The following is a 12,393-nucleotide window of genomic DNA, read 5'->3' on the forward strand; positions in this document are numbered from 1 at the left end:
GGCGGTGGCTGTGCGGACGCCTTCGCAGGCAAGCCAGCTCCCACACTGGCATGTATTTACACATCGAGATGTGGGAGCTGGCTTGCCTGCGATAGCGGTCTATCAGGCGCCTACGATCCCGCCATCATCCCGCCGAATCGCCATCACCGACGACCGCGGTTTGCCATTGGGCAGGTGTTCCGGCCAGGTCGAGCCACCGGTTTCCCCTGGGTGCTGAATGCCCACGAACAATGTTTTCTGGTCCGGCGAAAAGCTGATCCCCGTCACTTCACACGCCACCGGCCCCACCATGAAACGACGGATTTCTCCAGTGCTCGGGTCGGCGCACAGCATCTGGTTATTGCCCATGCCCGCAAAGTCGCCGGCGTTGCTGTAGTCGCCATCGGTCAGGATCCACAGGCGCCCGGCTTTGTCGAAGCCCAGGCCGTCGGGGCTGTTGAACATGTTTTGCGGGTTGATGTTGGACGAGCCGCCCTTGGGGTTGCCGGCATGCACGCCGGGGTTGCCGGCCACCACGAACAGGTCCCAGGTGAAGTCCGTGGCACCGTGGTTATCGGCGTCGGCTTTCCAGCGCAGGATCTGGCCGTAGACGTTTTTCTCCCGTGGGTTGGGGCCGCCGACCGGCTGGCCCTCTTCGCCGCGCTTGGCGTTGTTGGTCAGGGTGCAATAGACCTGGCCGTCGGTGGGGCTGACCACGATCCATTCCGGGCGGTCCATGCGTGTGGCTTTCACCACGCTGGCGGCCAGGCGCGCATGAATCAGCACCTCGGCCTGGTTGGCGAAACCGCTGCTGGCGTCGATGCCGTTTTTGCCATGGGTGAGTTCAACCCACTGGCCTTTGCCCTTGGGGTGGTCGGCATCACCGTCGCCTGCGTCGAAGATCGCCACGTACAAGGTGCCGTGGTCGAGCAGGTCTTTGTTGGCCTTAGGGTTGTTGTGGTTGATCTGATCGCGGCTGATGAACTTGTAGATGAATTCACCGCGTTCATCGTCGCCCATGTACACCACGGCGCGACCGTCACGGGTTTCGGCGAGGGCCGCGTTTTCGTGTTTGAAGCGCCCCAGGGCCGTGCGTTTGACTGGCGTGGATTGCGGATCGAACGGGTCGATTTCCACCACCCAACCATGGCGATTGAGTTCGTTGGGGTTCTTGGCCATGTCAAAGCGCGGGTCGTGCTGATGCCAGTTGATGTCCTTGCTGGCGGCCACCACGCCGTAGCGCTTCTGCCCTGCGTCGAAGGTTTGCTGGGGGTTGCTGCTGCCGAAGCAGTCGGTGAAGTTTTCTTCGCAGGTCAGGTAGGTGCCCCACGGCGTCTTGCCGTTGGCGCAGTTCTGGAACGTGCCGAGGACTTTTTTGCCGCTCTTGTCGGCGCCGGTTTTCAGCCAGTCATGGCCGGCGGCAGGGCCACTCAAACGAATCGGTGAATTGCCGTGGATGCGCCGGTTGTAGCGCGAATCCTGGACGAACTGCCAGGTGTCACCCTTGCGGCGCACTTCGATCACCGACACGCCTTCGCTGGCCAGGGCTTTGCGCACGTCTTCGGTAGATTGTGGCGCGCCGCCGTGGGCGTAGAGGTAGCGATAGTTGGTGTATTCGTTGTTGATCGCCATCAGCGCGCGGTTGTCGTCGCCGGGGAATGGAAACAGGCTCATGCCGTCGTTGTTGTCGCCGAACTGTTGTTCCTGAGCCTTGGCGGTGCCATGGCCGGACGGGTCGAAAGCCGGGGCGTTGTTGTGCAGGGGCTGGCCCCAACTGATCAACACCGAAGCACTGTAGCCCGGTGGCAGGGTGATGGTGTCGCTGGTGGCGGCGGCGATGCTGGTGAACCCCAGCAACGGGCTGGCGGTAGCGGCATTCACGGCCAGGGCGCTGCGGCTCAGCAGGTTGCCGCCGAGAAACATCGCGGCGCCGCACAGGGCGCCTGCGCCGATAAAGCGACGGCGGGTCAGGCCCACCATCTGTTCAAGGTCGGTGGCATGGTTTTCTTCTAATAGGCTCATCACAGGCTCCTTAAGGTTTTTGCAGACACCTTAAGCAGCGCTCGTGACCGAATTGTTGCAGCTTGAAGACGCGCGCCCGTTACACCGGGGTGCCAAGCAATACATGGCTGGGTGCAAACTGCACGCGGATTGGCTGGCCCTGCGCTGCATTAATGGCCTTGAGTGCGACGGGCGGCGCCAGCGCGCACAACACTTGGCCGTTGGCTAGCGCAATACGCACCTCGCTGGGGCCGTCTTCGGCGGCGAGAATGGTCTCGATCCTGCCTTCCAGGCAATTGTGTCCAAGTGTTTCAGCTTGTCCGTCCGCCAGTAATTCAAGCCACCCGGCCTTGATCAGGGCCACTACTTCCACACCGGTCTGCAGCTCCAGGCGCAGGGTGCTGTCGTGGGTGATCTGTGCGTCGAGGTGCAGGCCGCCGGCCAATTGCAGGCGGATCATGTCGTTGTGGCCATGGCTCTCTATGGTGCTGACCTGGCCGTGCAATTGGTTGCGCGCGCTGGTGCGCAGCATCAAGCGGCCCAGCAGGTTGAAGTCGCTGGCCGCTTCGTCCGAGCCAAGGATCTCGGCCTGAAGCAGTTGCAGGCGCTGATAGAGGCGCAGCACCCGTTCGCCTTCCTGAGTCAGTTTGGCGCCGCCACCGCCCTTTCCACCGACGCTGCGTTGCACCAGCGGTTTTTGCGCCAGGTTGTTCAGTTCATCAATGGCGTCCCAGGCGGCCTTGTAACTCAACCCGGCACTCTTGGCCGCACGGGTGATGGAGCCCTGCTCGGCGATATGCCCCAGCAAGGCAATACGCTGGGGGCGGCGGATGATGTGTTGGCTGAGAGGGCTGGGCACAGACATGGCAGATACGCTTGGGTGAGATGCGCCGACGTTGCCGCGCTGGCGCAGGGGAGTCAAGTCAGCTGCCGGGTTTGGGCGTACGGGCCAGGCAATACACATCCACTTGGCGCGCGCCGGCGTTTATCAACAAGCGCGCCAGGCTGTGGGCCGTGGCGCCGGTGGTGAGGACGTCGTCTACCAGCGCCAGATGTTGCCCGGCAACCTGGATGCCGGGGACCAGTGCGAAGGCGTTGAGCAGGTTGCGTTTGCGGGTCTTGGCATCGAGGTCTTGCTGCGCCACGGTTTCATGGGGGCGTAAGAGCGCGTGTTCATCAAAGGGAATGTCGAGGGCGTGATTGAGCCAGCGGGCCAGCATCAACGCTTGATTAAAGCCGCGTTCGCGCAGGCGTTTGCGCGCCATGGGCACCGGTAGCAGGCAGTCGGGGCGCTCCAGTTCGGCGTTATCGAAGCGATGCTGCAAGTGCTGCCCCAGCAGGCGCGCCAGCAAGTGCCCCAGCGGCCAACGCGCCTGATGCTTGAAGCGGCTGATCAGGGTGTCCACGGGAAAACTGTAGGTCCATGGCGCGACCACCTGGTGAAAGGCCGGTGGCTGTTTTTGGCACTGGCCGCAGAGCAGTCCGTCCATAGGTAAGGGCAGTGCGCAGCGTTCGCACTGTTCCATCAGCCATGGCAATTCTGTTTCGCAGGCGCTGCACAGTGGCTCGTCTGATTCGATGCACTCATCGCAGATCAAACAAGGCTGTATGCTTTTTAACCAGATGTAAACTTCGTGTTTGCGCTCAGGTTGACAGTGCATGAATCTTCCTTAAATATGCCGAGCATCCGTGTCGTGCCTGTGGGTATTGCCTTTCCCGCAGCGCTTGCCAAAGCATAATCAAGGAATCGCCCATGAGCGCCAGCACCTCTGCCACCCTGCGTCACGATTGGTCTTTAGCTGAAGTCAAAGCCCTGTTCGTGCAGCCTTTCAACGACCTGTTGTTCCAGGCGCAGACCGTGCACCGCGCGCATTTCGACGCCAACCGCGTGCAAGTGTCGACGCTGCTGTCGATCAAGACCGGTGCCTGCCCGGAAGATTGCAAATATTGTCCGCAGTCGGGCCACTACAATACTGGCCTGGAAAAAGAGAAGCTGATGGAGGTGCAGAAGGTCCTCGAAGAGGCCGCACGTGCCAAGGCCATCGGTTCGACGCGTTTCTGCATGGGCGCGGCATGGAAACATCCGTCGGCCAAAGACATGCCCTATGTGCTGGAAATGGTCAAAGGCGTGAAGGCCATGGGCCTGGAAACCTGCATGACTCTCGGTCGCCTTGACCAGGACCAGACCGAAGCCCTGGCCCAGGCCGGCCTGGACTACTACAACCACAACCTCGACACCTCGCCGGAGTTCTACGGCTCGATCATCACCACCCGCACCTACAGCGAGCGCCTGCAAACCCTGGCGTACGTGCGTGACTCGGGGATGAAGATCTGTTCGGGCGGCATCCTTGGCATGGGCGAGTCTCTCGACGACCGCGCCAACTTGCTGATCCAGTTGGCCAACCTGCCGGAGCATCCGGAGTCGGTGCCGATCAACATGCTGGTGAAAGTGGCGGGCACGCCGTTGGAAAACGCCGATGACATCGACCCCTTCGATTTCATCCGCATGCTGGCGGTGGCGCGCATCCTGATGCCGCAGTCCCACGTGCGCCTGTCGGCTGGCCGCGAAGCCATGAATGAGCAGATGCAGGCCCTGGCCTTTTTTGCCGGCGCCAACTCGATCTTCTACGGCGACAAACTGCTGACCACCGCCAACCCCCAGGCGGACAAGGATATGCAACTGTTCGCACGCTTGGGCATCCTGCCCGAAGCCCGTGAAGAGCATGCCGATGAAGTGCATCAGGCGGCGATCGAGCAGGCGTTGGTGGAGCAAAAGAGCAGCGAGCAGTTCTACAACGCTGTGGTGTAACCACCTTTGGAATGCATTCCAGTGTGGGAGCTGGCTTGCCTGCGATGGCGGCGGCACTTTCAGTATTGAAGTGTCAGAAGGACCGCTATCGCAGGCAAGCCAGCTCCCCCATTGGATTGAGTTGAACCTGTTAAATCGAGGCCAGCATGTCTTTCGATCTCGCCGCGCGCCTCGCTGCCCGCCGTGCCGACCATCTTTACCGCCAGCGCCCCTTGCTGCAGAGCCCCCAAGGCCCGCACGTGGTGGTGGACGGGCAACCGTTGTTGGCCTTCTGCAATAACGATTACCTCGGCCTGGCCAATCACCCGCAAGTGATCGAAGCCTGGCGCGCCGGTGCGTCCCGCTGGGGCGTGGGCGGTGGCGCTTCGCACTTGGTGGTGGGCCACGCCACACCGCACCATGAGCTGGAAGAAGCCCTGGCTGATTTGACCGGTCGCCCGCGTGCCTTGCTGTTCACCACTGGCTACATGGCCAACCTCGGCGCGGTCACGGCGCTGGTGGGGCAGGGCGATACGGTACTGGAAGACCGGCTTAACCACGCGTCCTTGCTGGATGCCGGTTTGCTGTCCGGTGCGCGTTTCAACCGCTATCTGCATAACGACGCGGGCAGCCTGGCCAAGCGCCTGGAGAAAGCCACCGGCAATACCTTGGTAGTCACCGACGGTGTGTTCAGCATGGACGGCGACCTCGCCGACCTGCCCGCGCTGGCCCGTGAAACCAAGGCCAAAGGTGCCTGGCTGATGGTGGATGACGCCCATGGCTTCGGCCCGCTGGGCGCCAATGGCGGCGGCATCGTCGAACATTTCGGCTTGAGCCAGGACGACGTGCCCGTGCTGGTTGGCACCTTGGGCAAAGCGTTCGGCACCGCCGGGGCCTTCGTGGCCGGCAGTGAGGACTTGATCGAGAGCCTGATCCAATTCGCACGCCCGTATATCTACACCACCAGCCAACCACCGGCACTGGCCTGCGCCACCCTCAAAAGCCTGGAACTGCTGCGCAGCGAACATTGGCGACGCGAGCACCTCAACGCGTTGATCCGCCAGTTCCGTCGCGGCGCCGAGCAGATAGGCCTGGCGTTGATGGACAGCTTTACGCCGATCCAACCGATCCTGATTGGCGACAGCGCCCGGGCACTGCGCCTCTCGCAGATGCTGCGCGAGCGCGGCCTGATGGTGACTGCCATTCGCCCACCGACCGTGCCCGCCGGCAGTGCCCGTCTACGGGTGACATTGACGGCGGCCCACAGCGAAGCGCAGGTGCAGCTATTGTTAGACGAGTTGCAAGCGTGTTTTCGCTTGTTAGACGCCTCGGAGCCCGGCTATGCGTAATCGACTGATCCTGCTACCGGGCTGGGGCCTGGGTGTGTCACCGCTGGAACCGTTGGCCGCTGCGTTGCACGGCCTGAACGAGCACTTGCAGGTACAGATCGAACCCTTGCCGGCGCTGCAGGCCAGCGAACTCGGTGAATGGCTCGATGAGCTCGATGCGACGCTGCCGGACAATGCCTGGCTCGGGGGCTGGTCGCTGGGCGGCATGCTCGCGTCCGAGTTGGCGGCACGCCGTGGCGAGCGGTGCTGTGGCTTGCTGACTCTGGCGAGCAACCCGTGTTTCGTCGCCCATGACGGCTGGCCCCATGGGATGCCTACGGAAACCTTCGACGCATTTCTGGCCGGCTGCCATGCCGATTCCCAGGTCACGCTCAAGCGCTTTGGGCTGTTGTGCGCCAAGGGTGCCGAAGACCCGCGCGGCTTGTCGCGGTTGTTGGTCAGCGGTGCGCCGAATACCTCCCCCAGCGTCTTGATGCCCGGCCTGGAGCTGTTGGCCCAACTGGATACGCGGGCGGCCTTGCAGGCCTTTCGTGGGCCGCAGTTGCACCTGTTTGCCGGCCTGGATGGGCTGGTGCCTGCTGAAGCCGCCAGTGACCTGCTGGCCTTGCTCCCCGATGTAGAAATCGGCCTGATTGAACAGGCCGGTCACGCGTTTCTTCTGGAAGACCCTCACGGAGTTGCCGGGGCCATCCAGGCTTTTTTGCATGAGTGTGTTGATGACTGACCTATCCCACCCGCCCTTGCCAGGGGGCTTGCCGGACAAGCGCCAGGTTGCGGCCTCGTTCTCCCGTGCGGCGGCCAGTTACGACAGTGTGGCCGAGTTGCAGCGTGCGGTCGGGCATGAACTGCTCAGCCGTTTGCCGCACGGCCTGGCGCCACAGCGTTGGCTGGACATGGGCTGCGGCACGGGCTACTTCAGTCGCGTACTGGGCGAGCGTTTGCCCGGTAGCCAAGGTGTGGCGCTGGACATTGCCGAGGGCATGCTCAACCACGCGCGTCCGCTGGGTGGCGCCGTGCACTTTATAGCCGGTGATGCAGAACGCTTGCCGCTTACAGCTGACAGCGTTGAGCTGCTCTTCTCCAGCCTCGCGGTACAGTGGTGTGCCCATTTTGATGCGGTGCTCAGCGAAGCCCGGCGTGTGCTGCGACCAGGTGGCGTGCTGGCCTTTGCCAGCCTGTGCGTAGGCACCCTGGATGAGTTGCGCGAGAGTTGGCGGGCGGCGGACGGCCTGGTCCACGTCAATCGCTTCCGCACCTTCGAGGTTTATCAGCAACGGTGTGCGGCCAGTGGCTTGCGCGTGATCAGCCTGGAGCGACAGCCCCACGTATTGCATTACCCGGATGTGCGCAGCCTGACCCATGAGCTCAAGGCGTTGGGCGCCCACAACCTCAACCCAGGCCGCCCGGGAGGGTTGACGGGCCGTGCGCGGATTGTCGCGCTGGTAGAGGCCTACGAGCAATTCCGCCAGGCCCAGGGCCTGCCCGCCACGTACCAAGTGGTGTATGCCGTACTGGAGAAACCGTTATGAGCGCCGCTTACTTCATCACCGGTACAGACACCGATGTTGGCAAGACCACCATCGCCGCCGGCCTGTTGCATGCGGCCAGGCTTTCCGGCAAAAGCACGGCCGCCGGAAAGCCGGTGGCGTCGGGCTGCCAACTGACGGCCCAGGGGCTGCGCAATGCCGATGCGTTGGCGTTGCTGGCCGAGTGTTCCATACCGCTCAGTTATAACGAGGTCAACCCGGTGGCCTTCGAGCCAGCTATCGCGCCGCATCTGGCAGCGCGCGAGGCGGGCGTCGGGCTCACGGTGCAATCGCTGCTCAAGCCGATGCAGCAGATCCTGGCACGGGGTGCGGACTTCACCTTGATCGAAGGGGCAGGCGGTTGGCGCGTGCCCTTGGCCGACCAGGCCAACCTGTCGGACCTGGCCATGGCGCTCAAACTGCCGGTGATCCTGGTGGTAGGCGTGCGCCTTGGGTGCATCAGCCACGCGTTGCTCACCGCCGAAGCCATCGCACGGGATGGCTTGCCGCTGGCGGGCTGGGTGGCAAATATCATCGACCCCAAGACCTCTCGTCTGGAAGAAAACCTCGCCACCCTGGCTGAGCGCCTGCCCGCGCCTTGCCTGGGGCGAGTGCCGAAACTCAAGCACGCCGGGGCTGGCGCGGTGGCCGAGTACTTGGAACTGGACCTGCTTGACTGATTTTGGCTATCGCTAAGGCAATATGCCATTAGTGTTTTTGACGAGCCTTTTGCCAGGATGTCTGGTTCAATCGGGCTTCACGATTCTCTAAAGGCAGGCTTACGCCATGGAAATCTCTGGAAGCAGCGCGTTTTATTCGGGCCTGAACAGCGTTCAGACCGGGCAGAACCGTGTCGACCAGGCGGCCGGCAAGATTGCCAGCGCCGCGACCACCCAGCCATCGGCCGCGCAAAGCGACCGTCTGCAAGCCAATGACCGCGCCCAAGCGTCCAATTCGGCGAGCAACATGGTGGAAATGGCCCAGGGCAAGTTTCAAATCGAGCTGGGGGCGAAAGTCGCCAAGGCTTCGGACGAAATGCTCGGTACGTTGATCGATACCTACGCTTAACTTCTCTATCGCACGCCCGCTTCTCTCTGTGGGAGCTGGCTTGCCTGCGATAGCATCAACGCGTACTGCCTGATACACCATGGCGCCTGCATCGCAGGCAAGCCAGCTCCCACAGTCGTTCTGCGACATTCTGCTCTGTACTTTTACCTTCCTTGAATCATGAGGCATCCCCCGCCGCAGGCCTCGCCGTGCCTGGCTGACCCGCGTCAAGACAAACGGCATCTGGCCGACGCTTGACAACCCTGGGTCGTAAACGTATGTTTCAAACACCTGTTTGACCGCCATAAAAAATCCATGCGGTTGTTCATCCCAGTTACATCAGCAGAGGTTTATCGCTATGCCTGACTACAAGGCCCCCTTGCGTGATATTCGCTTCGTTCGTGACGAACTGCTCGGTTATGAAGCGCACTATCAGAGCCTGCCGGCTTGCCAGGACGCTACCCCGGACATGGTCGACGCCATCCTCGAAGAAGGCGCCAAGTTCTGTGAGCAAGTACTGGCACCGTTGAACCGCGTGGGCGACATCGAAGGGTGTACCTGGAGTGAGTCAGGCGTTAAAACCCCTGCGGGCTTCAAAGAAGCCTACAAACAATTCGTCGAAGGCGGCTGGCCAAGCCTGGCCCACGACGTGGAGCACGGTGGCCAAGGCCTGCCGGAATCCCTGGGCCTGGCCGTGAGCGAAATGGTCGGCGAAGCCAACTGGTCGTGGGGCATGTACCCTGGCCTGTCCCATGGCGCGATGAACACTATTTCCGAACACGGCACCCCCGAGCAGCAAGAGGCTTACCTGACCAAACTGGTGTCGGGCGAATGGACCGGCACCATGTGCCTGACCGAGCCACACTGCGGCACCGACCTGGGCATGCTGCGCACCAAGGCCGAGCCTCAGGCTGACGGCTCCTACAAAGTCTCCGGTACCAAGATCTTCATCTCGGCCGGCGAGCACGACATGGCCGACAACATCGTCCACATCGTACTGGCCCGCCTGCCGGATGCACCGGCCGGCACCAAAGGCATCTCGCTGTTTATCGTGCCCAAGTTCCTGCCCAACGCCGATGGCTCTGTGGGCGAGCGCAACGCGGTCACCTGTGGTTCCCTGGAACACAAGATGGGCATCCACGGCAACGCCACCTGCGTGATGAACTTCGACGCGGCCACCGGTTTCCTGATCGGCCCGGCGAACAAAGGCCTGAACTGCATGTTCACCTTTATGAACACCGCTCGCCTGGGCACCGCGCTGCAAGGCCTGGCTCACGCCGAGATCGGCTTCCAGGGCGGCTTGAAATATGCGCGTGATCGCCTGCAAATGCGCTCCCTGACCGGCCCGAAAGCGCCAGATAAAGCTGCTGACCCGATCATCGTGCACCCTGACGTACGCCGCATGCTGCTGACCATGAAAGCCTTCGCCGAAGGTAACCGTGCGATGGTGTACTTCACTGCCAAGCAAGTGGACATCGTCAAGTACGGTACCGACGACGAAGCCAAGAAACAGGCAGATGCCCTGCTGGCCTTCATGACCCCGATCGCCAAGGCATTCATGACCGAAGTCGGTTTTGAATCGGCCAACCACGGCGTGCAGATCTACGGTGGCCACGGCTTTATCGCTGAGTGGGGCATGGAGCAGAACGTGCGCGACAGCCGCATTTCTATGCTGTACGAAGGCACCACCGGCATCCAGGCGCTGGACCTGCTCGGCCGTAAAGTGCTGATGACCCAAGGCGAAGCGCTCAAGGGCTTCACCAAGATCGTGCACAAGTTCTGCCAGGCCAACGAAGGTAACGACGCGGTTAAAGAGTTCGTTGCACCGCTGGCGGCACTGAACAAAGAGTGGGGCGAGTTGACCATGAAGGTCGGCATGGCCGCGATGAAAGACCGTGAAGAAGTCGGTGCTGCCTCGGTGGACTACCTGATGTACTCCGGCTACGCCTGCCTGGCTTACTTCTGGGCCGACATGGCACGCCTGGCCGCCGAGAAACTGGCCGCCGGCACCAGCGAAGAGGCGTTCTACACCGCCAAGCTGCAGACTGCGCGCTTCTACTTCCAGCGCATCCTGCCGCGTACCCGCACCCACGTGGCAACCATGCTGTCGGGCGCCAACAACCTGATGGACATGAAAGAAGAAGATTTCGGCCTGGCTTACTAAGCCTTACCAGGTTCTTCTAGAAACCGCCGCCTCCCTCGGGATGCGGCGGTTTTTTTGCATTTGTGTGGGAGCGCGTCTAAAAAACCGCAGTCCTGCACTCAGGGATTATGATGAGCTGCCGTTACAGTGATGGCAATGTGATACATGCTCGGTCGGTTGTGCTTAACTGATCGCTTAGCGGCACAGTGCCATTATTCGTTAGCGGGTCGGAGCTTTACCCTTGTCACGCGTGTCCGCTGTACGTTTCAGCCATTTTCTCCCTTCGCTGCTGCTGTTGCTGGCCGGGCTCTCGGCTGCGTACGTCAAGGACCTCAGCGTCTTCTTCACCTCGCTGTTCAACGTGCTGCCCACCCTGGTGCTGTTGCTCGGCGGCGCCTATTGCGCGGTGTATCGACGCCAGCGTGAGCTGTTCCTGATGGTCACGGTGTACGTCGCCTATTTCCTGCTGGATACCCAGACCGACTTCTACCGGGACAATGGCCGCGTGCGTGAAGACGCTGCCGTGGTGTTCCACCTGTGCTGCCTGCTGTTGCCCTTGCTGTTCAGCATTTATGCGCTGTGGCAGGAAAAGACCCATCTGTTCCGCGACTTCGTCGCCCGCTGTGCGGTGCTGCTGGCGGTGGGCAGTGTGGCGCTGGCCCTGGAGCAGAGTTTTCCCCAGGCCTTGCTGGGCTGGTTGGCGGAGATCCGTTGGCCGATGCTGCATGGCGCCTGGATGAGCCTGATCCAACTTTCCTATCCGATGTTCCTGATCGGCTTTCTCACCCTGGCCGCCCAATACTGGTACCAGCCGCGCCCGCTGCACGCCGCACAACTGGTGGGGTTGCTGGGCATGTTCTGGATGTTGCCGCAAACCTTCATCCTGCCGTTCACCCTCAACATCATGTGCAGCCAGGTGATGCTGATGATCGCTGCAGGGGTGGCGCACGAGGCGTATCAAATGGCGTTTCGTGATGAGCTCACCGGCTTGCCGGGGCGACGTGCCCTCAACGAGCGCATGCAGCGGCTAGGTCGCAACTATGTGCTGGCGATGAGCGACGTCGATCACTTCAAACGTTTCAATGACACCCACGGCCACGATGTGGGCGACCAGGTGCTGCGCCTGGTGGCGAGCAAGCTGTCCAAGGTCAATGGCGGCGGGCGGGCCTATCGTTACGGCGGTGAAGAGTTTGCCGTGGTGTTTGCCGGCAAGACCCTGGATGAGTGCATGCCGCACCTGGAGGAGATCCGCGAGATCATCGCCAGCTACGACATCAAGTTGCGCAACCCGGACCGCCCCCAGGACGATCATCAAGGCCGCCAGCGCCGTGCCGGCAGCGGCGCGTCCAGCGTGTCGGTGACGGTAAGCATCGGTGTGGCCGAGCGCCAGGCCGAACAACGCAGCCCCGACGAGGTGCTCAAATCCGCCGACCAGGCGCTTTACACCGCCAAGGGCGCGGGGCGTAATTGTGTGGTCGCCGCCGGGCAAACCCGCCGTGGCGCGGTGCGCATGGAGAGCGCTGCCGGTTGAGTAATGGCGGTGTATTCAGCAGCGCTACA

11 protein-coding genes are annotated in these 12,393 nt (G+C 62.1%); 8 read left to right on the forward strand and 3 right to left on the reverse strand.

Annotated features, from left to right (window positions below; all coding sequences use genetic code 11):
- Positions 1 to 102: 102 nt before the first annotated feature.
- The 3 genes from ACTJLA_RS20615 to ACTJLA_RS20625 all read right to left on the reverse strand — a co-directional run bounded on the left by ACTJLA_RS20615 (position 103) and on the right by ACTJLA_RS20625 (position 3,641).
- Positions 103 to 2,001, reverse strand: a complete 1,899-nt coding sequence (locus ACTJLA_RS20615) for a PhoX family protein (protein ID WP_054920728.1) — start codon at positions 1,999 to 2,001, stop codon at positions 103 to 105.
- A 79-nt stretch (positions 2,002 to 2,080) separates the two neighbouring features.
- The gene (locus tag ACTJLA_RS20620; protein ID WP_314550570.1) at positions 2,081 to 2,845 is read right to left on the reverse strand and encodes a TOBE domain-containing protein; all 765 of its coding nucleotides are present in this window, start codon (positions 2,843 to 2,845) and stop codon (positions 2,081 to 2,083) included.
- 58 nt (positions 2,846 to 2,903) lie between these two features.
- Positions 2,904 to 3,641 carry a ComF family protein gene (locus ACTJLA_RS20625; RefSeq protein ID WP_314550572.1) on the reverse strand — a complete coding sequence of 246 codons (738 nt, stop codon included), beginning with the start codon at positions 3,639 to 3,641 and terminating at the stop codon, positions 2,904 to 2,906.
- A 92-nt stretch (positions 3,642 to 3,733) separates the two neighbouring features.
- On the opposite strand from ACTJLA_RS20625, the gene bioB reads away from it, so the two are divergent.
- From bioB to ACTJLA_RS20665, 8 genes are all read left to right on the forward strand, one after another.
- Complete coding sequence (gene bioB, locus ACTJLA_RS20630) at positions 3,734 to 4,789, forward strand: biotin synthase BioB (RefSeq protein ID WP_014720209.1); 1,056 nt, start codon at positions 3,734 to 3,736, stop codon at positions 4,787 to 4,789.
- Positions 4,790 to 4,935: 146 nt separating this feature from the next.
- Entirely contained in the window at positions 4,936 to 6,117 is a 1,182-nt protein-coding gene (gene bioF / locus ACTJLA_RS20635; protein ID WP_314550574.1) for an 8-amino-7-oxononanoate synthase, read from the forward strand.
- Positions 6,110 to 6,841: an alpha/beta fold hydrolase gene (locus tag ACTJLA_RS20640; protein WP_054896778.1), complete on the forward strand. Its 732-nt coding sequence runs from the start codon at positions 6,110 to 6,112 to the stop codon at positions 6,839 to 6,841. Before bioF ends, ACTJLA_RS20640 begins: the two co-directional genes overlap by 8 nt.
- Entirely contained in the window at positions 6,834 to 7,646 is an 813-nt protein-coding gene (gene bioC, locus ACTJLA_RS20645; protein ID WP_054896779.1) for a malonyl-ACP O-methyltransferase BioC, read from the forward strand. Before ACTJLA_RS20640 ends, bioC begins: the two co-directional genes overlap by 8 nt.
- A complete protein-coding gene (gene bioD, locus ACTJLA_RS20650) occupies positions 7,643 to 8,323 on the forward strand; it encodes a dethiobiotin synthase (RefSeq protein ID WP_314550577.1) in 681 nt (226 codons plus the stop codon). Before bioC ends, bioD begins: the two co-directional genes overlap by 4 nt.
- 106 nt (positions 8,324 to 8,429) lie before the next feature.
- On the forward strand, positions 8,430 to 8,711 hold the full coding sequence (locus ACTJLA_RS20655; RefSeq protein ID WP_089041437.1) for a pyrroloquinoline quinone biosynthesis protein PqqE: 282 nt from the start codon (positions 8,430 to 8,432) through the stop codon (positions 8,709 to 8,711).
- Between the two features lie 337 nt (positions 8,712 to 9,048).
- Positions 9,049 to 10,854 (forward strand): phenylacyl-CoA dehydrogenase, encoded by a 1,806-nt coding sequence (locus ACTJLA_RS20660; RefSeq protein ID WP_034128845.1) that lies wholly within the window; start codon positions 9,049 to 9,051, stop codon positions 10,852 to 10,854.
- A gap of 220 nt (positions 10,855 to 11,074) precedes the next feature.
- Entirely contained in the window at positions 11,075 to 12,364 is a 1,290-nt protein-coding gene (locus tag ACTJLA_RS20665) for a GGDEF domain-containing protein (protein WP_014720203.1), read from the forward strand.
- Positions 12,365 to 12,393 lie beyond the last annotated feature (29 nt).

It is taken from the genome of Pseudomonas sp. 22072 (genome assembly GCF_052046095.1).
Taxonomy (GTDB): domain Bacteria; phylum Pseudomonadota; class Gammaproteobacteria; order Pseudomonadales; family Pseudomonadaceae; genus Aquipseudomonas; species Aquipseudomonas paracarnis.

Coding starts and splice junctions, on each gene's coding strand:
- bioC (WP_054896779.1), top strand. CDS start 6,834: ATGACTGACCTATCCCACCCGCCCTTGCCAGGGGGCTTGCCGGACAAG.
- ACTJLA_RS20640 (WP_054896778.1), top strand. CDS start 6,110: ATGCGTAATCGACTGATCCTGCTACCGGGCTGGGGCCTGGGTGTGTCA.
- ACTJLA_RS20660 (WP_034128845.1), top strand. CDS start 9,049: ATGCCTGACTACAAGGCCCCCTTGCGTGATATTCGCTTCGTTCGTGAC.
- ACTJLA_RS20655 (WP_089041437.1), top strand. CDS start 8,430: ATGGAAATCTCTGGAAGCAGCGCGTTTTATTCGGGCCTGAACAGCGTT.
- ACTJLA_RS20615 (WP_054920728.1), bottom strand. CDS start 2,001: ATGAGCCTATTAGAAGAAAACCATGCCACCGACCTTGAACAGATGGTG.
- bioB (WP_014720209.1), top strand. CDS start 3,734: ATGAGCGCCAGCACCTCTGCCACCCTGCGTCACGATTGGTCTTTAGCT.
- bioF (WP_314550574.1), top strand. CDS start 4,936: ATGTCTTTCGATCTCGCCGCGCGCCTCGCTGCCCGCCGTGCCGACCAT.
- bioD (WP_314550577.1), top strand. CDS start 7,643: ATGAGCGCCGCTTACTTCATCACCGGTACAGACACCGATGTTGGCAAG.
- ACTJLA_RS20625 (WP_314550572.1), bottom strand. CDS start 3,641: ATGCACTGTCAACCTGAGCGCAAACACGAAGTTTACATCTGGTTAAAA.
- ACTJLA_RS20620 (WP_314550570.1), bottom strand. CDS start 2,845: ATGTCTGTGCCCAGCCCTCTCAGCCAACACATCATCCGCCGCCCCCAG.